The sequence below is a fragment of the Streptomyces halobius genome (assembly GCF_023277745.1).
GTDB classification, from domain to species: domain Bacteria; phylum Actinomycetota; class Actinomycetes; order Streptomycetales; family Streptomycetaceae; genus Streptomyces; species Streptomyces halobius.
The window spans coordinates 1,370,033-1,394,407 of record NZ_CP086322.1; the positions used below are offsets into that span (position 1 = coordinate 1,370,033).

Annotated in this window: 10 protein-coding genes and 5 pseudogenes; 5 read left to right on the forward strand and 10 right to left on the reverse strand. The window is 69.1% G+C overall.

What is annotated here, in order from left to right; genetic code table 11:
• Positions 1–2 precede the first annotated feature (2 nt).
• The 6 genes and pseudogenes from K9S39_RS06615 to K9S39_RS42320 all read right to left on the reverse strand — a co-directional run.
• Positions 3–3,878 (reverse strand): polymorphic toxin-type HINT domain-containing protein, encoded by a 3,876-nt coding sequence (locus tag K9S39_RS06615; protein ID WP_248862389.1) that lies wholly within the window; start codon positions 3,876–3,878, stop codon positions 3–5.
• Positions 3,879–4,042: 164 nt separating this feature from the next.
• Positions 4,043–6,079 carry a glycerophosphodiester phosphodiesterase family protein gene (locus K9S39_RS06620; protein ID WP_248862390.1) on the reverse strand — a complete coding sequence of 679 codons (2,037 nt, stop codon included), beginning with the start codon at positions 6,077–6,079 and terminating at the stop codon, positions 4,043–4,045.
• 203 nt (positions 6,080–6,282) lie between these two features.
• On the reverse strand, positions 6,283–9,399 hold the full coding sequence (locus K9S39_RS06625) for a LamG-like jellyroll fold domain-containing protein (protein WP_248862391.1): 3,117 nt from the start codon (positions 9,397–9,399) through the stop codon (positions 6,283–6,285).
• Positions 9,400–9,928: 529 nt separating this feature from the next.
• Positions 9,929–10,838: pseudogene (gene cas7e, locus K9S39_RS06630) on the reverse strand (type I-E CRISPR-associated protein Cas7/Cse4/CasC); the annotation flags it as partial.
• Positions 10,839–10,945: 107 nt separating this feature from the next.
• Positions 10,946–11,350 carry a type I-E CRISPR-associated protein Cse2/CasB gene (casB, locus tag K9S39_RS06635; RefSeq protein WP_319949631.1) on the reverse strand — a complete coding sequence of 135 codons (405 nt, stop codon included), beginning with the start codon at positions 11,348–11,350 and terminating at the stop codon, positions 10,946–10,948.
• Between the two features lie 217 nt (positions 11,351–11,567).
• Positions 11,568–11,687: pseudogene (locus tag K9S39_RS42320) on the reverse strand (hypothetical protein); the annotation flags it as partial.
• A 462-nt stretch (positions 11,688–12,149) separates the two neighbouring features.
• On the opposite strand from K9S39_RS42320, the pseudogene K9S39_RS06640 reads away from it, so the two are divergent.
• Positions 12,150–13,065 (forward strand): annotated as a pseudogene (locus K9S39_RS06640) (NAD(P)-binding protein).
• Between the two features lie 327 nt (positions 13,066–13,392).
• On the opposite strand, the gene K9S39_RS06645 reads toward K9S39_RS06640, so the two are convergent.
• On the reverse strand, positions 13,393–13,980 hold the full coding sequence (locus tag K9S39_RS06645; protein WP_248862392.1) for a hypothetical protein: 588 nt from the start codon (positions 13,978–13,980) through the stop codon (positions 13,393–13,395).
• Positions 13,981–14,802: 822 nt separating this feature from the next.
• Here K9S39_RS06645 and K9S39_RS06650 point away from each other — a divergent pair.
• Positions 14,803–15,482 (forward strand): annotated as a pseudogene (locus K9S39_RS06650) (chitinase); the annotation flags it as partial.
• A 65-nt stretch (positions 15,483–15,547) separates the two neighbouring features.
• Here the strand turns inward: K9S39_RS06650 and K9S39_RS06655 are convergent.
• The 3 genes and pseudogenes from K9S39_RS06655 to K9S39_RS06665 all read right to left on the reverse strand — a co-directional run bounded on the left by K9S39_RS06655 (position 15,548) and on the right by K9S39_RS06665 (position 21,039).
• Positions 15,548–18,571 carry a helix-turn-helix transcriptional regulator gene (locus tag K9S39_RS06655; RefSeq protein WP_248862393.1) on the reverse strand — a complete coding sequence of 1,008 codons (3,024 nt, stop codon included), beginning with the start codon at positions 18,569–18,571 and terminating at the stop codon, positions 15,548–15,550.
• A gap of 478 nt (positions 18,572–19,049) precedes the next feature.
• A pseudogene (locus K9S39_RS42840) lies at positions 19,050–19,160 on the reverse strand (ATP-binding protein); the annotation flags it as partial.
• 571 nt (positions 19,161–19,731) lie between these two features.
• Positions 19,732–21,039, reverse strand: coding sequence for an MFS transporter (locus K9S39_RS06665; protein ID WP_248862394.1), 1,308 nt, complete (start codon positions 21,037–21,039; stop codon positions 19,732–19,734).
• 145 nt (positions 21,040–21,184) lie between these two features.
• Between K9S39_RS06665 and K9S39_RS06670 the strand changes: the two genes are divergently transcribed.
• The 3 genes from K9S39_RS06670 to K9S39_RS06680 all read left to right on the forward strand — a co-directional run bounded on the left by K9S39_RS06670 (position 21,185) and on the right by K9S39_RS06680 (position 24,279).
• Positions 21,185–21,997 carry a (Fe-S)-binding protein gene (locus K9S39_RS06670; RefSeq protein WP_248862395.1) on the forward strand — a complete coding sequence of 271 codons (813 nt, stop codon included), beginning with the start codon at positions 21,185–21,187 and terminating at the stop codon, positions 21,995–21,997.
• Entirely contained in the window at positions 21,994–23,490 is a 1,497-nt protein-coding gene (locus tag K9S39_RS06675; RefSeq protein ID WP_248862396.1) for a lactate utilization protein B, read from the forward strand. The genes K9S39_RS06670 and K9S39_RS06675 overlap by 4 nt, the downstream gene beginning before the upstream one ends.
• A gap of 144 nt (positions 23,491–23,634) precedes the next feature.
• Positions 23,635–24,279, forward strand: coding sequence for a LutC/YkgG family protein (locus K9S39_RS06680; RefSeq protein ID WP_248862397.1), 645 nt, complete (start codon positions 23,635–23,637; stop codon positions 24,277–24,279).
• Positions 24,280–24,375: the final 96 nt, after the last annotated feature.

Sequence of the window (24,375 nt, forward strand, 5' to 3'; positions counted from 1 at the left end):
TTCTAATACCGCCCAAAGTACTGGAACTGGCCATTGGCATCGAAGGTCGCCCCGATCCCGCGTCCCCCAGCCGGGTCCGGCATGATGTACCGCGTCCCGCCAGGGAAGTTGCCAGAGGTCACAGGCGACGTAGTCGTCTTCGGGTTGGTCAGAATTTCGTCCAACAGTTTCTGGCCAGCAGATTTCAGCTGCTTCCCTGGAACCACGGGAAGATCCCCTCGGTTCATATGCTTCTGGTATTCACGTGCCGCATGAGTCGTCTTCCCCTTGGCCGGACGCATCCCGCTCTTCGAAAGAGCATCCAAATCGGGGCATCCACCGGAATTGTGAACCAGGACCGGAGTGGACCCGGCCAGCACATAGTACGTGTGCAGATCGGCGACCGTCAGGTTATAGACGCGCTGGTTGGGGGCGGTCCATGTCTTGGTGGCAGTGATCTGCGGTGTGGTCCCGTCGCTGCTCCGCAGATGCATGCCATGCCTGAGCTGCGCGGCTCCGGTCCAAGCACCGTTGCCGTCCGTGGTCCAGAAGGGATGTTTATCGGTAGCGACCACCCTGCCGCCCGAGCTGCCAACCGTGATGTCTACGAGATCCTTCTTGCCGTCGCCGACGATGGCCGCTTGGACAGGCTTGGCCTCGGTCTGGCCGGACAACGGGTCGGTGGCGATTACCTGGTCACCGGCTCGAATTTTCTCGATAGGTTTGGTCCGGTGGTCTGCGGTCAGCACCCGGGTGCCCGGTGCAAAGCTGTTCTTCTTGCACGGCTTGGCCTTCTTCAGCCACTTCACCTTGAGGGCGTTGAGCGCGAGGTCCTTGAGGCATTTCGGGGACTTCGTGCGGGCGCATGCCTCGATCTCGTCCAAGCCGATGTACCAGGCGATCATCCGGTCGAGGGTGGTGCTTGTGGTGCAGCCCATTCCGCCGGCGCCGTCGCCACCGCACACGAGGATCATTTCGCCGGGCTTGAGGTCCTTGATGTCTCCGCTTTTGAATAGCCCGCGCCGGTACTCGGTGAACCGCTTCTCCACGGCTGCACGAAGTTCGTCGTCCGAGATCGGCTTGCTGGCTTCGCGGATTTCCTTCTTCATCTGGTCCTGCAGTTCGGCGACCAGCTTGTCCGCCGCGGTGACCAGCGCCTCAGTCTCTGCCTTGGCCGCCGCGACAGCGTCCTTGTCGGCGGCTTCGGCGGAGAGACCCGCCTGGTACGCGGACATATTGGCTTGAGCGGAGTAGCCGTAGGCGCGCGCTGCGGAGCGTTCGGCCTGCTGTGCGGAGACGTCCGCCGCCCGAGCGTCCTTCTGGGCAGATGCGGCGGCGGCACGAGCCGTCTTGGCGGACTTGGCGGCCTGATCGGCGGACTTTGCCGCCCGGTCGGCGGCCTTGTCGGCGCGCTGGGCGTCCTTGGCGGCCTGCTCTGCGGATGCCTTTGCCGCGTTGGCCCACTTGATGGCTTCCTTCGCCTTGTCGCGGGCGTGCGCGGCGGCCTTCTGGGCCTCGGCGGCGTCCTTGTGCGCGAGGGCCGCCGACTTGTCCGCTCCTGCCAGGAGTGCGTCGATCTCGGCGATGTGGGCGGCGGCGTTGGCATCGCGCTGCTGTGCCTTGTACTGCCCGTATGCGAGGAAGGACCGCAGCCCGGACGCCGGGCCGGACAGAGCCGCCTGCGCTGCCGCCTTGACCTCGGGACCGCCCTTGGCCATGACCTGGGCGGCCGTGACCCGGTCGTCGGCTTCCTGGGCCTTGTGCTGTCCCGTCTCCAGAAACTCCTGGAGGTCGGCCGAGTTCCCGTCAAGCGCCTTGTTGGCCGCCGCCTTTACACCCGGTCCGCCCTTGGCCATGATCTGCGCGACCGCGACACGGTCGTCGGATTCCTTGCCCGGGTAGGCACGGGTCCGCAGGAACTCCCGGACCTTGTCGATCGGCTGGCCGAGCGCGTCCACGGCAGCCTGCTGCTGGGCCGGCTTGTCGGCGGTGGCGGCGATGTGGGCCACGCTGGCGCGGTCGTCCTGCTCCAGGGCGAGACCCAGCCGGGTGTCTACGAACTCGGACACACCTTCGTCGGTTCCCGCCAGCGTGGCCTCGGCCGCAGTGCGAACCCAGGTCCCACCGGTGGCGAGGAGGCTGACCGCAAGCTGCTTGCCCTTGGCCACCTTCACCTTGGGGTCCGTCGCCGCGGTGGCGTCCTTCCAGAGCGTCCGTGCCTCAGTATTGAGCTGCTGAATCCGGCCCGCTTCCCATTCGGCGACGGCGACCCGGGAATCCTCAGCCTTCTTGGCCTCCTCGGCCGCGAGGATGTTCTCCTCTTCCTGCTCGGCCAGACGCTCGGCGTCGACCTTGCGGGCCAGCGTCACGACGGACTTGGCGCTGTTGACGGCCTTCTGTGTGTCGTCGGCGGCCTTGGTGGCGGCGTTGGCCGCATCGCTGGATGCCTTGGCGGCATCCACGGCCTTGCCTGCTTCGGCGGCGGCCTTGTCCGCCGCCTTGGCCGCTGCCCTGGCGTGCTTCGCGGCGTCCCTGGCGGCGTCCCGCGAGCGGCGTGCGGCCGCCGCGGCCTGGTTGGCATTGGCCTGGGCGGCGTTGGCCGCCCGCGTGGCCTGGCCGGCGAGCCTCTTCGCCTGGGCCGCCGCCGCCTTCGCCTCGTTGGCCTTGCCGCCTGCCTGGCCCGCCCATTGGCTGGCCTCGGCGGCCGAAGCCGCTGCGGCGGCCGCGTTGGCACCGGAGCGGGCCGCCGCACCGGCCGCCGCGGCGGCCTGGTCGGAGGCGATGCTGGCCTGATCGGCCGCGTCCGCCGCCTTCTCAGCGCCCTTCGCGACGTCCCGTGCCTTCTCCGCGGCCGCGCGTGCCGCCTTGGCCCGGGAAGCGTCGGTCGCCGCGGCCGCGGCAGCGGAGTGGGCCGATGACGCCGCGCCTCCGGCCCGGCTGGCCGCGTAGGCCGCCTGTGCCGCGGCACCGGCCGCCATCCGGGCCGCCTTGTTGGCGCCTGCGGCAGCCGAGACCGCGGTACGTGCCGACCATGCCGCCCTGTTGGCCGCGCCCGCGGCGTCGCGTGCCGCTGCTGATGCCTTGTTGGCCGAGTGTGCGGTCTTCTTGGCCTCGGCGGCCGCGGTCTGCGCGGCCTTCTTGGCCCGGCCCGTGGCCTTCTCCGCCCTGGCGGACTCCTCCTTGGCCTCCCGGGTCAGCTTCTTGGCCCGCTTCTGGGCGTGGTCGGCGAGGTCGGCCAACTGGGAGACGCTGAGGGTCTCCTGGTCGCGTGCCGACGCGACCTGCCAGCCGTCGTCGAGGAAGTCCTGGATGTCCTCGGCGGTGCCGTCCAGTGCCTGCTGGGCCGCCTTCTTCACATTCGGGCCGCCCGCGGTCATCAACTGCGAGACCTGGACCCGATTGTCGTCCTCTTGCGGTTTGAACTGACCCTGGTTGATGAACTTAACCCAGTCGTCAGGCGTTCCGTCCAGCACCTTGTTGGCTGCGTCCTTGACGCCAGGACCGCCCGCGGCCATGATCTGCGCGACCTCGACGCGCAGGTCCTTGTCGTAGGAGTTGACGAACCCTCCGTCCAAGAACGCCTGCAGTTCAGAGACCCCGCCGTCCAGGGCACTGTTGGCCGCCTCACGGACCCCCGGCCCGCCGATGGCCATGACCTGTGCGACCTGCACGCGCAGGTCCTGTTCATGCGCCCTCGGCAGGTCCTCGGCCATGAAGGATTCGATGTCGTCGTCCGAGCCCACCAGGGCGGCCTCCGCGGCCCGCCTGACTCCTGGTCCTCCCTCCGCCCATGCCGCCAAGACGTCGGATCTGTCGTACTTCACCAGTGATTCGTCGACGGCCGCGGCAGGACTTATGTCCATGCCCGCGACCAGTGCCAGGCCCACGAGCGTGGTCACGGTGCCACGCCAGACCGGCGAGAATCTTGACCTGATGGCCAACTACTTTCTCCTTTACCACATTGATGGGCTGGACTTCCGTCTCGTCCAGCCGAGGAAACCGAGGAAGCCGAAAAAGCCAAGCGAGTTAGAGAGCTGTGGCTTGTGCCAGGGCTACGGCGCGCTTACTCCGCACACCGGGATTCCTTCCACCGAAGGAACTCGTCCGGGCGGTTGGTGATCATGCCGTCGATGCCCCACGACGTCGCGGCCTGCCATTCGCTTTCACGGTCGACCGTCCAGGCGAAGGTCTCGACACCGGCCGCCCTGAGCCGGTTCACCGTGTCGGGCTGGGCCGCGAGCCCCTTGAAGTTCACCGCGTAGGCGCTGAGGGAGAACGCGCGGGCCGTCGCCACGGGGTCCGCGTCGAGCTTGGAACGGAGCAGCGCGACCTTGAACTTGTACGGCGAGGCGGCCGCGTACCGCACCACGTCCTCGTCGAAGGACTGCACCATCGTGCGTTCGGTCATCCCGGCCTCGGCGACGAGCCTGAGAGCGTGGGCGACGCTCTCGGGTGTCTGCGACCCCTTGATCTCAAGCAGCATCCGGGCGGAACGGACCTTGGGCGAGGCCAGCACCTGCTCCAGGGTGGGAACGTGCCCGCCGCCCTTCACCGTCAGCTTCGCGATCTCCGCCGCGGTGAGCTGATCGATGCGTCCCGTGCCGTCGGTCATCCTGTCCACGGTCGCGTCGTGCATGATGACCGGCTGGCCGTCCTTGGTGATCTGCACATCGGTTTCCACCCACTCCGCACCGCGGTCAATCGCCGTCTCCAGCGAGGCGACCGTGTTCTCCGGGGCGATTGTGGGCGCTCCACGGTGCCCGACGGTGACCGTCCGGGAGCAGAAGGCGGGAGTGCCTTCCGTCGAGATGCGGATGTCGTCGATGGTCGCGGCGGCGTTCTCCTGCCAGGCGCCCTTGTAGAAGAGGCGGCCGATCTGGAGCCCGCCCTGAGCCCGCCACGGGGTCGTGAACTTCGTCGACTGCTGCAGCTTGCCGCCGACGGACAGCGACAGGGACTGCTTGGCCGCATCGTACGAACCCGTGAGGTGGGTCCACGTGCCCGCCTTAGCGGTGTCCTTGCTCATCGCGCGGACGATCTTCGTGCCGTCGGTGTCGGTGGCGTGGCGGTTGAAGACCCACTTGTCGAAGTACTTCGAGTAGTAGAGCTGGAAACCGCTGGCGTGGTCACCCGCCTGGGACAGGAACGTGTAGTTGCGCTCCTTGTTGTCCAGCTTCACCCAAGCCGACACCGTGAACGACTTCGTCGTGTCCACCACCGGTCCGGCCGTCGCCGCATACGCCGTGGACCCGTTCAGGTGCAGCGCGCCGCCGGACTTACCGGCGACGCCCAACTTGGCGCCTGAACCGGCCAAGGTCGCGACCGGGCCCGCGGCGTTACCGCCGCTGACGTGTGCGCTGCCCGCCTTCTCATCGAGACGAAAGGTGGCCAACCCCTGCATATATGCAGGCATTTCGCCCTTGTGGAGGGCGGTGACATCGGCCGCTGTCGCAGCCGACTGCGCGACCTGGATGTCGTCGACGGCCGCGGCGGCGTTCTCCTGCCAGGCGCCCTTGTAGAAGAGGCGGCCGATCTGGAGCCCGCCCTGAGCCCGCCACGGGGTCGTGAACTTCGTCGACTGCTGCAGCTTGCCGCCGACGGACAGCGACAGGGACTGCTTGGCCGCATCGTACGAACCCGTGAGGTGGGTCCACGTGCCCGCCTTAGCGGTGTCCTTGCTCATCGCGCGGACGATCTTCGTGCCGTCGGTGTCGGTGGCGTGGCGGTTGAAGACCCACTTGTCGAAGTACTTCGAGTAGTAGAGCTGGAAACCGCTGGCGTGGTCACCCGCCTGGGACAGGAACGTGTAGTTGCGCTCCTTGTTGTCCAGCTTCACCCAAGCCGACACCGTGAACGACTTCGTCGTGTCCACCACCGGTCCGGCCGTCGCCCCGTACGCCGTCGCCCCGTTCAGCCGCAGCGCACTGCCGGACTTACCGGCAGCACCCAACTCGGCGCCACCGCCCAGCTCAGCGGCGAACTCCCTGGGAGCGCCTCCCGACAGATGCCGCGAACCAGCGGCCTCGTCCAGGGAGAAACTCGCCTTTTCGGCAAGTGCGGTTCCCTCGCCGACAGCGGGTCGCGGATCGGTTGCCGTCACAGCCTGTGGAGCCGATGCCCACAGGGTTGTCGCCGCCAGCGTCGCTATCAAGGGCAGCGTCAATCTGCCACGCGGATGCATTCTTGGTCCTCACTTGCAAAACAATCAAACGCACGAAGAAGGGACATGTGCGCAGCACGAATCAAGGCCCGGCCCGGCGTGTCCGCCGGGCCGGACCCGGTGAAGAGGCGACTCAGTGCTTGCTAGTTCTTGACGCGGATGCCGTCATTGACGATGTCGTTCGCACCGACGGCCCGGTCCCAGACGCGGACGTTGTCGATGGCTGCGGCGGCGTTCTCCTGCCAGGCGCTCTTGTAGAAGAGGCGGCCGATCTGGAATCCGCCCTGAGCCCGCCAGGGGGTGGTGAAGGCGGCCGTGGCCTGGGACTTGCCGTTGACGAACAGCTCGACCTTCTTGGTCTCGCCGTTGTAGACACCGGCCAAGTGGGTCCAGACACCCGCCTCAGCAGTCTCCTTGCTCATCGCGCGGACAATCTTCGTGCCGTCGGTGTCGGTGGCATGGCGGTTGAAGACCCACTTGTCGAAGTACTTCGAGTAGTAGAGCTGGAAACCGCTGGCGTGGTCACCCGCCTGGGACAGGAACGTGTAGTTGCGCTCCTTGTTGTCCAGCTTCACCCAAGCCGACACCGTGAACGACTTCGTCGTGTCCACCACCGGTCCGGCCGTCGCCGCATACGCCGTCGATCCGTCGAGGTGCAGCGCGCTGCCGAGCTTTCCGGAGACGCCCAACTTGGCGCCTGAACCGGCCATGGTCGCGACCGAGCCTGCGGCGTTACCGCCGCTGACGCGTGCGCTGCCCGTCTTCTCGTCCAGGGAGAAGGTGCCCAACTCCTGCAGGTGGGACGGGATGTCACCGTTCTGGAGGGCGGTGGTGTCGGTGGACGTGGCCGCGGACTGGACGACGCGGACGTCGTCGATGGTCGCAGCGGCGTTCTCCTGCCAGGCGCCCTTATAGAAGAGGCGGCCGATCTGGAATCCACCCTGAGCCCGCCACGGGGTAGTGAAGGCGGCCGTGGCCTGGGACTTGCCGTTGACGAACAGCTCGACCTTCTTGGTCTCGCCGTTGTAGACACCGGCCAAGTGGGTCCAGACACCCGCCTCAGCAGTCTCCTTGCTCATCGCGCGGACAATCTTCGTGTCATCCGTGTCGGTGGCATGGCGGTTGAAGACCCACTTGTCGAAGTACTTCGAGTAGTAGAGCTGGAAACCGCTGGCGTGGTCACCCGCCTGGGACAGGAACGTGTAGTTGCGCTCCTTGTTGTCCAGCTTCACCCAAGCCGACACCGTGAACGACTTCGTCGTGTCCACCACCGGTCCGGCCGTCGCCCCGTACGCCGTCGCCCCGTTCAGACGCAGCGCGCCGCCGGACTTACCGGCGACGCCCAACTCGGCGCCGCCGCCCAGCTTCGCGGCGAGCTCCCCGGGAACGCCCCCCGACACGCGCTGTGCACCGGCTGCCTCATCCAGCGGGAAGGAAGCCAACTCCTGCAGGTGCGCGGGCAGGTGCCCCTTGTGCAGAGCGGTGGTGTCGGTGGACGTGGCCGCGGACTGGACGACGCGGACGTCGTCGATGGTCGCAGCGGCGTTCTCCTGCCAGGCGCCCTTATAGAAGAGGCGGCCGATCTGGAATCCACCCTGAGCCCGCCACGGGGTAGTGAAGGCGGCCGCGGCCTGGGACTTGCCGTTGACGAACAGCTCGACCTTCCTGGTCTCGCCGTTGTAGACACCGGCCAAGTGGGCCCAGACACCCGCCTCAGCAGTCTCCTTGCTCATCGCGCGGACAATCTTCGTGTCATCCGTGTCGGTGGCATGGCGGTTGAAGACCCACTTGTCGAAGTACTTCGAGTAGTAGAGCTGGAAACCGCTGGCGTGGTCACCCGCCTGGGACAGGAACGTGTAGTTGCGCTCCTTGTTGTCCAGCTTCACCCAAGCCGACACCGTGAACGACTTCGTCGTGTCCACCACCGGTCCGGCCGTCGCCGCATACGCCGTGGACCCGTTCAGGTGCAGCGCGCCGCCGGACTTACCGACAGCACCCAACTCGGCGCCGCCGCCCAGCCCCGCAGAAGCCTCCTCGGCCGCATGCCCTGACACCTGCCGTGCACCAGCGGCCTCATCCAGGGTGAAGCGTTCCTTGCTGGTGGAGGAGGCGCCGTCGAGCCAGTTCGTGATGTTGTCGACACGGGCCGCGCTCGCGCTCTTGCCCTTCCCGGGCTTCCCCAGGCAGGTGCCGTGATCGGAGCGGCTCTGCACCGCCGTGATGCTCCCGTCGCCGTCGAGCACCGGACCACCGGCGTCACCCTTGCAGACCTGACCGCCTGTCAGGCCCACCGTAGTGTCGGTGGACTTGGCCTGCGTCGTCTTGCTGTGATGCGGGCTGTTGGGCACCCACGCGGTGTCCGTACGGCCGTATCCGGCGGCAACCAGCGAGGCCCCGTCGGCGGACGCGCCACCCGCGAGCGTGGCCGGTGTGATCTTGGTGACCGGAATGGCAAGCCGGGCCAGCACCACGTCCCGGTCCGGGCGCGGCGCGATGTAGTCGATCTTCGTCGGGGCCTGTCCGGCGAAGGTGACCGTGGCGTTGCCCTTCGGCGCACCCTCGGCCGGTGCGGACGTGGCCGGCTCGTCGGTGAAGCAGCTGGCGGCGGTGAGCACCCAGCTCTTGTCGACGAGGGAGGCACTGCAGCCCCGCCCGCCCTTGAGCCCCGGCTGGTTCACGGTGACACGGGCGAGCCACGGACGGTCGGGATCTCCGGACGGTGCCTTGACCGCCTTGCCCTGACCGACGCTCAGTTCGAGCAGCGTGGAGGAGTTCTTCGGGTCGGAGCCCTCGCCCAGCTCCTGCCACTTGCCCGGTTCGAGGTCGACCTTCTCGACCTTCTCGCCCTTGGTCTTGGGGCCCGCGCTGCGCACCGTCGCCGTGACGTCATCGCGGGCTTCGGACTTGGCCAGGTAGGTCTGCTCAACCTCCATGGACAGATAGCCCACCGGCCCGGAGACGGCGAAGCACGTGTTCACGTCCTTGGTAACGCGGCTGTTGATCCGGATCAGATCACCGCCGGACTTGCAGTCCGCCACGGTGATGTGGCCGTCCCCCGAGAGGAGCTTCAGTCCCTTCTCAGCCAGCACCTTGTCCCGGTCCGGATACGAGAAGTCCTCGACCACCGAATCCAGTCCGTCACCGGACGCGCCGGACGCGTGCGCCGCACCGGCCAGCGGGCCGGTGCACCAGAGGGAGACACCGAACGCGGCCGTCAGCGTCATGGCCACTGGCCGCCCGAGCGTGCCGTGCCATCTCATACATGAACTCCCGAATATCTAGAACCACTGATAGAACGTCACGCCCCGAAGGGCCTCGTGACAGATAGGGCCGGGCGCCTGCGAAAAGGGGAGCGCCCGGTTCCGGCCGTACTTCTGAGCCCGCTCACGGGCATCAACTAGGTTGCTTCTGCGGGCGGGTGAGTATCTGACGGCAACCGCGCCGTCGGCAGCAGAACGGTTACGTCTGCGTACGGAGACGCCTTCCACATGCCCCACCCCAAGAACTGGCAACTCGGAAAATCCCTCAAAAAATATGAACTGCCTAAGAAACCTATGAGGAGATCATGAGGATATCTAGATGACAAACAGCATTAAATGGACATATGAGGCATGACTGTTGTGGGGTGACGCACGGTTGTACCGCCGGAGATCTCGATCATGCAACGACCGCAGTTGTAAACGTGCGGTGCGAGAAAGGCTGGGGGCGAGCCGGAGCTGACGGCGGCTCAGCCGACCAGCTGGGCCCCGCAGCCACTCCTCGACCTCGCCCACGTGCGCGGCCGCCGCTCGCGGAGACCAGATTCACCGGCTGGTCCGTGCGGAGGGTGAGGAGCACCAGGTGCGGCAGAGTGCGGTGGGCGAAGGAGTTCTGGTGACCGGTGGGCATGGAGCGGGTGAAGGCATCGACGAACCGGATGACCGTGTCGCACGTGTCCTCGGTGGAACCGAGGTTGTCACGCAGCTGGTGTACGCCGAGGACGGCGTAGCGGTAGAGGGTGGAGGAGTTGAACTCGACGGTGCCGATCATGCCCGCGCCGTGGTCCTCGGTGTTCTCGTCGTCCACCGCGGTGCAGTAGTCGAACTCCGTGCGCACGGCATGGGTGGAGAGGGCATGTGCGACTTGGACAGCGGCGTCCACGTTGAGGGCGGGCAGGTCGGCGACCATGCGGCCGAAGAGCGCGACCTCCGCCGGGTGGCCGGTCGAGAGGGTGGCGACCACCGGGAGCTTGCCGACCTCTGCTTTGAGGTCCGCGTCGGGCAAGGCGGCCAGTTCCGCGGCACGGCCGTTCAGCAGCTTGACGATCTCGTCGAGCTGGCGCTTGCCGAAGAAGAGGAGGTAGGCGGACTGCTCCTCCTTCTTGGACGACTTGGTGATCCCGAGGGGTTCCAGCAGGGTAGCGGTCAGACGGTCGGCCTGGGCGGCTTCAAGTCCCGCACCGCCCTCGGTGACCGGCAGGGTGAGCCGCTCGGAGAGCAGCGCGGCGATCCGCTTGGTCCGCGTCGCGCGGTCGGCCGGCTCGACGGCCTTGGCGAACTCGGTGCGGGTGGCCCGCTTCCACGCCTGGGAGGAGACCCGGGCACGGCGGGCGCCGCCGTAGAGCGCCTGCTTCGGAGTGCCGGAGTCGTCCCGGTTGGCGTTGGACCGGGGGCAGACTCTGCAGGATGTGGACCTCGACGAACAGGGTGGGCTGAGTCACGAACGGGCTCCTCGGTGACATGAGGCGTCGCCCAGCGGCGACACACGTAGCTGGATAAGGCAGGGTGATGCAGCGCCGGACGAGGAAACGGCTGTCCGGCGCCGATGTCAGGAGTTCTTGAATGTGGGCTCGATGCGGAAGTCGCGGTCCCAGCGGTCACGGAAACGGCCCTGGGCGTTCGGCCGCTTGGGGGCGTCCCAGGTCCGAAGAGCGGCGCGCAGAAGGTCGTAGTCGAGTCCGATTTCGGCGCGGGAGAGCAAGGTGACCAAGCCCCGCAAGTGCATCGCGAGCTCGCCGCTGTCGATCGAGGTGAGGAGTGCGCCGAACCGGCGTTCCAGTGCTTCCTCTCCGCTGCCGGTCTTCGCCAGCAGCAGGCGCGCGGCGGTGCCGGGGGTATGGCCGGCGACATGCATCGTCCGTTTGCGGCCCTGCTGGTGGCGCCCGAAGAGGGTGAGTACGGCGTGCTCGGCGATCAGGTCTCGGGGGGCGCCCTGTCCGTCCAGTACCCGGATCCTCTCCGGAGGGTCGTTCCCGCACCCGCGGGGGTAGTTCCTGCCTGGTGTTCCTGGGTGAGTTGGCGGCGCAGTTCGCCGGGGGCGGCGTCCAGGAGCGGTTGAGGCCGGCCTTCTGCCTCACCCGTCTCCCAGGTGCGGCTGACGTGCCGCGCACTGAACGCGTCATCCCCGAGACGTTGAGGTCCTCGATCGCGACCAGTGCGAACCGCGTGGCGAGCTGCTTGGTCACCACGTGCAGCGCTGTATCCCGGCGTACCGCGACCTCGTGATGCAGCTGGCCGACACGCTGTCGCGCCTTGGCCCGGCGAGCCGAAGACCTGACCCGGGGGCACATCGTACGAGCGCACAGGTCGGGCTCCTATGCGACGAGCGCTTCGTCAAGGTCAAGACCGCAGCCCGGGGCGCGGCAGTCCTCGCCGACAACGCCCGCCGCCGCCTCCGCAAGACCCAACCACCTCCGCAAGCGGGTTCCCTGCTTCCCGACGCCGGTCATGCCCGGTCCTCGACATCGACTCACGGTGCGCATCCGCGCGGAGGCGCTCCGCCCCCTCGGACTCCACGCCGACCAGCCCGCCTCGAAGGCCGTCGGCCCGTCCCGGCCGGATTGGTGGTACGCGTCGGCGGCGCGGACCACCGAGTGGCCCGCCCGGAGCGACGGACGTAACCCCGGAGTGACCACGGGTGACCCTCGAGCGAAGGAGATGCCCCCGGACATGAGGACAAGGGGACATGAGGACAAGGGGACATGAGGGCAAGGGCCGGGAAGACATCGCCCCCTCCCCGAGTTAGTAGAAACATGAACCATATCGGCGGGGTGGGCGAGGTCGAGGTCGTGGTGATCGGTGCGGGGCAGGCGGGCCTGGCCGCGGCCTTTCATCTGCGGCGGCTCGGTTACACGCCGGACCGGGATTTCGTCGTCCTCGATCACTCACCGCGGCCCGGCGGTGCCTGGCAGTTCCGATGGCCCACGCTGACGTACGACAAGGTGCACGGCATGCATGCGCTGCCGGGCATGCAGCTGACCGACGCCGATCCGCGGCGCCCGTCGTCCGAGGTGATCGGCGAGTACTTCGCGACCTACGAGCGTACCTTCGGGCTCCGGGTGCACCGGCCGGTCACGCCGGCCGCCCGACTTCCGGGAGGGCCCGTTCGGTGCGGAGCAGGGCCGGGCCGCGGTCGCCCTCGTCGAGCAGCGGGTCCGGGAGGGGCTGCCGCCGCGGAGCGTGGTGAGTGTGACCGGGCTACCGATGACCGAGGCGATCCGGCAGGCCCGCGAGACCGGCGTCCTGACACGGCTGCCGCTCTTCGACCGGGTCACGCCCACCGGCGTGGTGTGGGCGGACGGGCGCGCCGTCGACGCCGACACGATCCTCTACGGGACCGGTTTCCGCGCCGCCATCGACCATCTCGCCCCGCTGAAGCTGCGCGAGCCGGGCGGCGGCATCCGTATGGCGGGTACCCGAGCACTGCGCGACGCGCGGGTGCACCTCGTCGGCTACGGGCCGTCGGCGAGCACCATCGGCGCCAGCCGGGCGGGACGGGCCGCGGTCCGCGAGATCCGTCAACTGCTCGCCGAGGGGGCATCGCACGAAGCAGCAGGGAGCACGGAACCGCGCAGCGAGGAGCTACACATCGTAGGGCCACGGAGCCAGGCATCCAGCGCTCGTAGCACCGATGACCAACCCGACCGAGTCCGCCGAGCCTGGCTGTGACGTCCAACGGTAGTTGGCCGGTCCAAGCCACGGAACCACGGCCGAGGGCCGGTACTCAACCGCACCTGGCCACCTTGGTCCCACCTTGGTCAGGGGTAGTTGGCCGTTCTGGGCCGTGGAATCCGCGCCTCCAGCGAAATGTGGACATGCCGTGACCGCCGGTCGAGGAGAAGGAGCTCGACCGGCGGTCACTTCCGCCAGTGCCTTCCCGGGAACGCCGGGATTTTTGCAGGTGGGTTTGCGGCTGCCACCGGAGCCATCAGGGAACGGGAGGCCTCCAGTGAGGGCGCCTGTGATCAGGCGTTCCCGCGGAGAGACAGGGGGCGCTCAGTCGATGCGGATCGGGTTGGTGCCTGTGGGGCCGTAGCCACACATTGTTGGCGCCATGACGTGTGCTGGGCTGCTCCAGCCGGCGCACCGGTAGCTGGAGTGGCCGTACCAGTCGTGGCCGAACTCGTGTGCGGCGAGCAGTGCTTGGTCGTTGACGCCGCCCATGTACAGCGCGATGCGCCGGCCCTGTCCCCAGTTGCAGCCGACGATCCTGCCGCCCCCGCCGCAGTCGGTGATATAGGTGTCCCGGCATTCCACCGGGGTGTCGTTGTTCGAGGTTTCCTCCAGGTTGGCCCAGGCGGACGCGCCCCGAGCGATGGCCGCGGCGTACGGCCGGCAGGAAGCCGTGAGGTAGTAGCTGCGGTCGGTGGGGACATCCCAGCCGCCCTGAGGGGGTTCTTTGGTCTGCGGCTTCGCTGCCGCGAGTTCGGCCGCCGTTATACCGTGCCCCTCCGCCGCGACATCGACGGCCGCGACAGGCTGAGGTTGGGGGGAGGGGGCGGCTTGGGCGCCAGGTCCCAGCAGCCCGGCGGCCACAGTTACCACTGCTACGAGAACGGATCTCAGGAGCTGCTTTCTTCGCATGCTTCTTCTCCTGTTGTGGGGGGTTGCGCCAACGAAAGTTCGCCGACGACCGCGTCGCTTGGTATGGGCCAACGACGCTGTCCGGTCCCAGAGTTCGCAGAAGTACGGGCGGAGAACAATCCGGGAATCGGTAGGTAGGGGTACGCATGAAATTCGGCGTGGCGGCGTCCGGGGCGGGGCCGGCCCGCGTTCCGTGGTGTGCGGACCGATGGGCTCCAGGGCATCGTCGGCGCCCTGCCGTTCCGGCAGGCGCCGACCGGCTCGGGGGCGACGGACACCTGATGGTTCTCTGCGCCGACCCGTGGCGTCGGCCCGCACGTCGTCCAGCGGGGGATCGACACCTCCACCGTGGAAGGCCGGACGAGGTTCACCCCCGACCTCGATCGTCGGCACCTCGTCCCGAAGAGCCCGCTCCCGTTCCCCGGCACGACCACGCGCCGTGACACGAGCGGGAACCGGCCCGGAGTCGTACATGCCCCACGGGAACTCACCCAGGGGCGGTGGTGTCGCCCCTACTGCCCCGACTGCCCCGGGCTCCCGTTATTCGGTCCGGACCCATTGACTGCATTGGTACACACCAATAGCCTCCGAGCGTGTGATTGTCATGTCACGACGAAGAGGCTCATGAACGACGGGCGGCAGTCGTGCGGACACGCCGCCCGCCCCCTCCGGAGTCGACACTTGAGGGAGTCCCCTGGAGATCCCCCACCGGCAGACGCTTTCCGAGACGGGCCACAACAGCGCTCGCATGCCTGGTCATGCCACTCGCTGCCCTGGCCACTCCGGCGCAGGCGGCCGACGCGACCGCGAGACCGCCATCGCCACCCCGCGTGGGACAGCCAGTCCACCATCAAGGCGATCCGCGCGGCCGTCGGCGACTTCGTGCCATCCATCGGCGGCTGGAGCGGCAACAAGCTCGGCCCCAACTGCTCCACCCCGCAGGCCCTTGCGGGCGCGTACCAGAAAGTCATCGACGCCTACGGCCTCAAGGCGATCGACGTCGACATCGAGAACACCGACGAGTTCGAGAGCCCGATGGTCCAGGACCGCATCCTCGGCGCCCTGAAGATCGTCAAGCAGAACAACCCGGGCATCAGGACGATCCTCACCTTCCCGACGCTCGACACCGGCCCCAACTCCTGGGGGAAGCCGCCTCATCGAGCGGGCCGACGCCCTCCAGGCGGATGTCGACAACTTCACGGTCATGCCGTTCGACTTCGGCGGCCACGCCGACATGTACGGCAGCACCGTGCAAGCCACCGAGGGCCTGAAGGCCAACCTCAAGTCCGTCCACGGCTGGTCCGACGCACAGGCCTACGCCGCGATCGGCATCTCGGGATGAACGGCAACAGCGACACGGGCGAGGTCACCACTCCCCAGACATGGACCCGGATCCGCGACTGGGCCGATTCCACCGCATCGGCCGCTTCGCCTTCTGGTCGGTCGACCGCGACCGCCCCAACTGGGATTTCACCTCCATCACTGCCGGCTTCACCGGCTGACCACCTCGCCCATCCCTCAAGCGACATGACGGCGCTCCCGGACCACATCCGGTCCGGGAGCGCCGTCATGTCCCTCGGGGTCTGACCGCAGGCCCGCCAATGGGCCGTGCCGGCAACGGAACGCCGCGTCCAAGGGACGCTCGATCAGCTCGGTCAGATGCCGCTCGGCCGGGTGCCGTAACGCCGGCACTGTTCGCCTCTACCGGGGCGGCGTGCCACATGCGGGTGACCTCGGCCCGTGAGCTGACGTTGAGCTTGCACAGCACCTTGGCGACATGGTGTTCGACGGTGCGCGGGGAGAGGAACAGCACGTCGGCGATCTCCCGGTTGGTGTGCCCGAGCGCGACCAGCCGGGCGACCTCGCCCTCCCGGGGCGAGAGCTGGTCGCCGTAGCCGCGGCGACCGCGGCGGGACGGCAGCGGGATGTTCTGGCCGCGCAGCACACGGCGGCAGCGGGCGGCGTCGCGGATGGCGCCGAGCTCGGTGAACCGATCCGCTGCCACGGCGAGTTGGCCCGCGGCGCCGCTGTCGCCCGCGGTGAGGCGGCAGCGGGCGGCCGCCTCACCGGCGCGGGCGGCGGAGTAGGGCTGCGGCAGGACAGCGTATGCCCTGCGGGCCGCCTCGAAGGCCGCGGCGGCCTCCTCGGTACGTCCGCGGCCGGCCGCCAGGATGCCGCGACAGGCCGGCAGGGCAGCCGCGGCCAGCGGCGCGTCCCGACCGGCGATGCCCTCGGCCAGTGCGTCCGCAACCTGCTCCGCATCCGGCAGGCGGCCGCTGCGCACCAGCGCTGCCACCGCCATCGGTGCCAGGTCGCCGGCCCAGGACCAGATGCCCTTGCGGCGGATCCTGGCGATGCCGCGCTCGGCCTCGGTCCGTGCCCTGGCCGTCTCACCCCGGGCCTGAAGCAGGCGGGCCATGGCGCCGGAGGCGGTGGCCAGTATCGGCGCCGGTGTGTTCGCGGGGTCGGCGAGGCCGGCGGCCTGAAGTTCTGTGGCGGCCTCGTCCCACTCACCGAGCGTGGAGGCTAGCAGTCCCAGAACGAGGTGGGCGTCGGCCGCGATGCCCGAGACACCCTGCACCACGTCCAGGATGTGCCGGGCCCGCTCTGCCAGGCCCTGCCAGCGGCCCTCGTACCAGTCCAGGCGCAGCGCGGTGCCTTCCACGATACCTTCGAAGAACGCGGCTCCGCACTCGGCGGCCAACTGCCGCGCTTGCCTGCGGAAGCAATGCGCTGCCCGGTAGTGGCCGAGGCAGACGGCGGCGTCCGCGAAGTTGCCGCAGGCGCGTGCGACTTGGCGGCGGTCGGTGCCGGGCCCGGCCGTGCCGATGAGCCGCTCCGCCTGCGCCCAGGCCGTCGGGTCGCCCGAGCACATCGTCAGCGTCAGATGGTTGGCCCGTACGGCGGTGCACACCGACGGGTCGGGCTCCTGGGCCGCCAGCCTCTCGGCCTGCTCGATCCAGCGCTCGTAGACGTGGTACGGGTGGTCGCCCCAGCCGGGCATGGCCAGGGAGGCCATGCCGCGGGCCGCGAGGGCGGGGCGCTCGCGCAGCTCCTCGACCGCCAGTTCGGTGACGATCCGGCCCTCTTCGTACCGGCCGGCCTGGTTGTGGAGCAGCAAACCCAGATTGAGTCGGATCTCGCCGCGTATGCCGTCGGGTATGTGCCGGTCCCGCACGATGCCGCGCAGCAGTGCGGTGGCCCGGCGGTGGGTGAGCCCGACCACCGCGTCCCGGCTGAGCTCGACCGCGATGCGGGCACATTCCAGTCGGCCGAGGCGGCCGTCGGACAGCAGCTCCTCCAGCACTCCCACGGCGAGCGCCGGGTCGCCCGTCTCACGCGCCGAGGAGGCCGCCGCTTCGCCGTAACCCTGCCATTGCGTGAGTTCTCCGGCCTGACGGGCGTGGTACGCGAGCTGCACCAGGGGCTGCGGGTCCTGCGTGGCCAGGGCGCACATCGCCTGCCGGTGCAGCCGGTGCCGGTCGGGGCCCGGCAGGCTCGAGTGGACGGCTTGCTGGGCGAGGGCGTACCGGAATCCGTACCGGTCCTCGCCCCACTCGTGCAGTACGCCGGCCAGCAGCGCCTCCCGTACGGCCGCCGAGACCTCCGCCGCCGCGGGCCCTCCTGCCGTCCCGCGCATGACGGCGGCGATCAGCGCCTCGCTGGCGGGGACGCGGAGCACGCAGGCGGCATGCACGGCGGCCGCGGCCATGGGCGAGAGCACGCTCATACGGTCGGCAATCGCCTCCTGCAGCAGCGTAGGCACCGCCATCGCCTCCAACGCCTCGCGCTCCGCCAGCTGTTCGCGCCGTGCGTCCTCGGGCAGCGCGCGGACGAACTCCTCCACCACGAACGGGATGCCCGCGGTCCGCCGGTGCAACTCGGCGGCGAGGGTCGCGGAGGCCCTCGTCGAGGCACCGGTGAGGGCGGTGAACATCGCGCTCACGGCGTGCACGTCCAGGGGGTCAAGCGGGATGACCACAGCGGTGGTCCCGGGCGGGTGGCGATATGCCCGTCCGAACGGCAGTCCGGTGCCCGGCAGTTCCTCGCGGCGGTAGCTGAGCACCACCGACAGTGCGTCCGGCGGGTCGTCCACGAGGAATCGCAGCAGGTCCCGGGTGCCGTCGTCCGCCCAGTGCAGATCCTCGACGACCATCGCGGTCTCGCCCAGCGCATCGAGCAGCGCGCGCACGGCACGGAACAGCCGGTGCCGGTCGGCCTGCGGATCGTGCAGCGGCTCGGGGGCGGGCGGCAGCTGGTCGGCGAGTTCCGGCAGATACGGGCGCAAGGCGCCGCAGACCGGACTGAGTGCGGCGGGCAGCCCGCCGGCCAGGTGGCGCAGCAGGTCGAAGACCGGCCCGTACGGAAAGGGTTCGCGCAGTGGACGGCAGCTGCCCACAAGGATGCGGCGGCTGCGTACGGAGGGGTGGCGCAGGGCCTCGCGGATCAGCCGGGTCTTGCCGATTCCGGCCTCCCCCTCGACCAGGGCCACCGACGGCGGGTGCGTCACCGCTTCCGCCAGGGAGTGCAACTCGCCCGTCCGGCCGACCAGAACAGGCGATTCCAATGTGTGCAGGAGGGAGACGGTCATGGGTGACTCCGGCCGGTGGGGGGTCCGCGGTGCGCACGAGGGCGGGGTACGGGCGCGTCACCACGGCGACAGCGTGAAGTGTTGCCTGCGGACGTGTCCCTAGCAAGTCCGTGGCAGCGGGCTCGACTGGTTCGGTTGGTTCGGTGGCAGGAGCTGTGCCGTCTGGCGCGGGGCATGAGCCGTACCCGAGCGACCTGTCGGATGAAGCCTGGGAGCTGATCCGGCGACGGCGTCGACCTCGGCCACCGCACCAAACTCGCCTGGAACAGCCCGGAGGAGTGGATCTGGTCGGCAGAGCCGGTCCATGAACCGCTGATCTCCAAGGCGCCCCTCACCCGCGCCCAGGCCAAGCGCCAAGCGCGCAGCACGGACACGCACCGTGAGCGAGAGCCCCGCCCCACCGACCGCAGCTACGTCCTGCGCGGTCTGATCCGCTGCGCCATGTGCCACCGCGAAATGCAAGGCACCTCAACAAGGAGCGGGCACCGCCGAAGCAGTCGACGCCCACGACGAACGGGATGCCGCGGTGCTCGAAGTAGTTGATGGCCGCGAAGCTGTCGGCGAGCCGTCCGGTGTCGGCGAGCACCACCACGACGACAACCAGCAGGCTGAGCGCGGTGAGCGGGACGTCGTTGCGGATCGGGCTGCCGGTGACGCCGAAGTCGAGTACGACGAGAAAGGTCAGGCACGGTGTGGCCGCCATGCCGCCACGTGTCCGATGCACCCCGCAAAAGGGAAGAAGAGGCCGCCAGACGGGGCGGTTCGGATTTCCATCACCAGTTCGGACTTCAAGCGTTTACACGGCCGAAAACGAACGAGAGAACGAATGTTCACTAGAAGGCGTGATCGATACCGGAGGGGCTTTTGCGAGCACACCGCGTCAGGCGATGCTTACGGGGCGCAAGCGGCGGGCTGCAGACCGTGGCGGCGCCCCCGGTCGACATCCCTTGCTGGGCCGGGGAGTTGGTCCCACATCGCATGACTTTCTCAAGGAGAGAAACCGGATGAACATCGTCACCAGCCTGCTTGCCGGAGTCGTCGAATTCCTGGGTTGGCTCGTCTGACGCGTATCGCAGCACAAAGGCGCCGCTCCTCCCCGTCCCGGGAGGGGCGGCGCCTTCCGTGTTCTCCGGCCCGGCTACTTGTCCAGGTTCTCCCGGCTACCTGTCCAGCTTCTGCCGCGCCGTCTCCGGCAGCGTCAGATAGACACAGAACGACACCAGGCACAGCACGGCGACGTACCAGGGGAACAGCCCGGCGTGCCCGGCCTGTTTGAACCACGTGCCGACATACGGGGCGGTACCGCCGAAGAGGGCGACGGTGAGGGAGTACGGGAAGCCGATACCCGCGGCCCGCACCCGCGCCGGGAACACCTCTGCGTTCACGGCCGCGGCGACCGCCGTGTATCCGGTCAGCAGCACCATGCCCGCGCACTGCACCAGCAGCAGCGAAACAAATGCGTCGGTGACCAGGTGCAGCAGCGGCACCACCAGCACGGCGAAGCCCAGCGCGAAGCCGAGCAGCAGCGGCTTGCGGCCGATACGGTCCGAGAGCATGCCGCCCAGCGGCTGAAGCAGGGCGAAGAAGGCGAGCGAGAGGGTGCCGACGATGAGCGAATCGCCCTTGTCGAACCCCACGTTGACCTGCGCGAAAGTGGGCAGGTAGGTGGTCCATGTGTAGTAGGCGAGGGTGCCGCCCGCCGTGATGCCGCAGATCAGCAGGGACTGGCGGGGGTAGCGGCGCAACGCCTCGAAGAGGCCGGGGCGCGCGGCCGCCTGCTGCTCGTTGCTGCGCGTTTCCTGCGCACCTCGCCGGACCCACAGCCCGACCAGGCTCAGCAGCGCCCCCACCAGGAACGTCACCCGCCAACCCCACTCCCCCATCTGGCCGTCGCTGAGCAGCGCCGCGAGCAGCGCCGCCGTCCCGGAGGCCAGCAGCTGGCCGATGGTCGTCGAGACGTACTGGAAGCTGGAGTACAGCCCACGCCGGCCGGGGCCCGCCGATTCGACGAGGAACGTCGTGGACGCCGCGAACTCGCCGCCCACCGAAAGGCCCTGCACCAGGCGGGCGATGACCAGCACGAGCGGGGCCAGCACTCCGGCGGTGGCATAGGTGGGGGTGAGCGCGACGAGCAGACTGCCCGCGCCCATCAGCAGGATGGTGAGGGTCAGCGCGGCGCGGCGGCCGCGCCGGTCCGCGATCGCGCCCATCAGCAAACCGCCGACCGGCCGCATGAAGAAGCCCACCGCGAAGACCGCGAAGGAGGACAGCAGCGGCACCATGGAGTTGCCGGTGCCCTTGGGGAAGACCTGGTCGGCGAAGTAGACCGCCAGGAACGAGTACGCGTACCAGTCGTACCACTCCACGGCGTTGCCGACCGAGGCGGCGGCCAGCTGCCGCAGTCGCGATGCCGGCCGGGCGCCGTCGGGCAGCCGGTCCGGTCCGGCCAGGGGTTCCGCACTCGACATGGTCCTCCGCTCCGGTTCTTCTCCTGGGCCTGCTGCTGGGGCAGGATGATCCAACAGGTGATCATGACCCGGTGAGGTGGCCGGCCGCCAGGGGGTGTCGTCAGACTCCTCCTGGGTCCCGCGGTGGCCGAAAGGAGATGGCAACGTGCGTGTAGCACTGTTCGTCACCTGCATCAATGACGCGCTGAGGCCACGGACGGGGCGGGCGGTGGTCACCCTCCTGGAACGGCTCGGGGTGGCGGTCGACTTTCCCGCGGAGCAGACCTGCTGTGGTCAGCCGCAGTTCAACACCGGCTACCGGCATGCGACCGAGCCGCTGGTGCGCCGCTTCGACCGGGCGTTCCGGGACTACGAATATGTGGTGACCCCGTCCGGATCGTGCACGGCGATGGTGCGTGACAACTACCCGCGGATCGGGGCGAAGGCGGCGGCGGAGGGGCGCGGCCCGGAGCTCACGGGCATCGCGGCGGCCGCGGTGCCGAAGACGTACGAGCTGACCGAGTTTCTGGTGGATGTGCTGAAGGTGACCGATGTCGGGGCGTACTACCCGCACACCGTCACCTATCACCCGACCTGTCATGGTCTGCGGATGCTGGGGCTGGGCGACCGTCCCCGGCGGCTTCTGGAGCAGGTCGAGGGCCTGGAGCTGCGTGAGCTGCCCGGCGCCGAGGAGTGCTGCGGTTTCGGCGGCACCTTCGCGGTGAAGAACCCGGCGGTCTCGGCGGCGATGGGCGCCGACAAGGTCCGCAATGTGACGGCGACCGGCGCCGAGGCGGTCTGCACCGTCGACAACTCCTGTCTGCTGCACATCGGCGGCTCCCTCTCCCGGCAGGGCTCGCCGGTCCGCCCGGTCCATATCGCCGAGATCCTGGCCAGTACGGAGGCAGACGCGCAAGCACCTGTGGAAGCCGACACGAAAGCCCCTGCGGCATCCGGTACGGAAGGGAGCCCCCGGTGAGCGTCACGTATCTGGGCATGCCCGCGTTCCCCGAGGCCGCGGCCGCCTCCACCCGTGACCCCCGGCTGCGTGCCAATCTCACCCACGCCACCCACACCATCCGCGACAAACGGGCCAAGGCCGTCACCGAGTTGGCCGACTGGGGTCGGCTGCGGGCCGCCGGCGCCGCCGTCAAGGACCGTACGCTGCGCCATCTCGACCACTACCTGGAGCAGTTGGAGGCCGCGGTCACCGACGCGGGCGGGCAGGTCCATTGGGCGGCGGACGCCGTCGAGGCCAACCGGATCGTCACCCGGCTGGTGCGGGCGACCGGCGAGACGGAGGTCGTCAAGGTCAAGTCGATGGCGACGCAGGAGATCGGACTGAACGAGGCGCTGGCCGAGGCCGGGATCCATGCGTATGAGACGGATCTCGCCGAGCTGATCGTGCAGCTCGGCGACGATCTGCCGTCGCACATCCTGGTGCCGGCGATCCACCGCGACCGCGCCGAGATCCGGGACATCTTCCGCCGGGAGATGGGGCATTGGGGCCGTCCGGCGCCCGAGGGACTGTCCGACTCCCCCGCCGAGCTGGCCGAGGCCGCCCGGCTGCATCTGCGGGAGAAGTTCCTGTCCGCCAAGGTCGGGATCTCCGGCGCCAACTTCATGGTCGCCGAGTCCGGCACGCTGGTCGTCGTCGAGTCCGAGGGCAACGGCCGGATGTGCCTGACCCTGCCCGAGACCCTGATCTCCGTCGTCGGCATCGAGAAGGTGGTGCCGACCTGGCGGGATCTGGAGGTCTTTCTCCAGCTGCTGCCACGCTCGTCGACGGCCGAGCGGATGAACCCGTACACCTCGACCTGGACGGGGACGACGGACGGCGACGGTCCACGGACCTTCCACCTCGTCCTGCTCGACAACGGGCGGACCGACACCCTGGCCGACACCGTCGGACGGCAGGCGCTGCGCTGTATCCGCTGCTCGGCGTGTCTGAACGTCTGCCCGGTGTACGAGCGGGCCGGCGGGCATGCCTACGGGTCACCCTATCCCGGCCCGATCGGCGCCATCCTCACTCCTCAACTCCGCGGCGTGGAAGGCTCGTTGGAGGCTTCGCTGCCCTACGCCTCGTCCCTGTGCGGAGCCTGCTACGAGGTGTGCCCGGTCGCGATCGACATCCCCGAGGTGCTGGTGCACCTGCGGGAGCGGGTGGTGGAGGGCGGTCCGGTGACCCGGGGCGGCGTCCGTACCGTCCTCAAGTCGGCCAAGGGGCACGCCGCGGAGCGGGCCGCGATGCGCGCCGCCGGCTGGGTCTTCGGCCACCCCCGCGCGCTCCGCGCCGGGATGCGCCTGACGTCCCGCACCCGCCGGCTCCATCCACGACGGCTGCCGGGTCCGGGGCGAGCATGGTCGGACACCCGCGATCTGCCGGCGGTGCCCGCGGAGTCCTTCCGCGACTGGTGGCGGCGCACCCGTGGCACCTCGTCGGGTTCCAAGCAGCGAGGGGACGGCGAATGAGCGAGCGAACCGAACGGACCAGGTGCGCGTCTCGCGAGTGCGAGGCCGAGCGAAGCGATGTTTCGGCGTGAGCGAGCGCAGTGAGCGAACCATTGAAAGGTGCGCGCCCCGCGAGTGCGAGGCCGAGCGAAGCGAGGTTTCGGCATGAGCGGCCGGGACGTGGTGTTGGCGCGGGTGCGCCGGGCGTTGCAGGACGTACCGCGCGGTGAAGGGCCAAAGGACCCGCCGGTCCCGCGCGACTATCTGCGGGTGCATGGCTCGCGTACGCCCGCCGAGTCGGTGAACCTTCTCGCGGAGAATCTCGTGGACTATCGGGCGATCGTGCACCGTTCGGAGCCCGGCGAGCTGGACATGCTGATCATGCGGCTGCTGGCCGAGCGGGGCGCGGAAACCGTCCTCGTGCCGCCCGGGCTGCCGCCGTCCTGGATGGCGGCCGCCGACCCCGTGCGCATCCACGACCGCGCGGCGTCCACACCACGCGAACTCGACGCCGTGGACAGCGTCGTCACCGGCTGCGCGCTGGCCATCGCCGAGACCGGCACCCTCGTCCTGGACGGCGGACACGCTCAGGGGCGGCGCCGGATCACCCTCGTCCCCGACCACCACATCTGTGTCGTCCGCGTCCCCGAGCAGGTCGTGGACTCGGTGCCGCAGGCGCTGGAGCGGCTGGCCCCGGCACGCCCGCTGACCTGGATCTCCGGCCCGTCCGCCACCAGCGATATCGAACTCGGCCGGGTGGAGGGGGTGCATGGGCCGCGCAGGCTGGAAGTGATTCTGCTGGCGGGGTGAAGTCCTGTGGCAGGGCTGCGAGTTGGCGTGTCGGGGGCTTGCCTTGCGTGCAGTTCTGTTCGATCCTGCTCCTTATTGTTGCCTTACGTTCGGAGC

What these genes read in the sequence shown, in the direction of transcription:
- K9S39_RS06645 (WP_248862392.1), bottom strand. Translation starts at nt 13,980, where the DNA reads ATGCGAAGAAAGCAGCTCCTGAGATCCGTTCTCGTAGCAGTGGTAACT.
- K9S39_RS06680 (WP_248862397.1), top strand. Translation starts at nt 23,635, where the DNA reads ATGAGCGGCCGGGACGTGGTGTTGGCGCGGGTGCGCCGGGCGTTGCAG.
- K9S39_RS06655 (WP_248862393.1), bottom strand. Translation starts at nt 18,571, where the DNA reads ATGACCGTCTCCCTCCTGCACACATTGGAATCGCCTGTTCTGGTCGGC.
- K9S39_RS06625 (WP_248862391.1), bottom strand. Translation starts at nt 9,399, where the DNA reads ATGAGATGGCACGGCACGCTCGGGCGGCCAGTGGCCATGACGCTGACG.
- K9S39_RS06665 (WP_248862394.1), bottom strand. Translation starts at nt 21,039, where the DNA reads ATGTCGAGTGCGGAACCCCTGGCCGGACCGGACCGGCTGCCCGACGGC.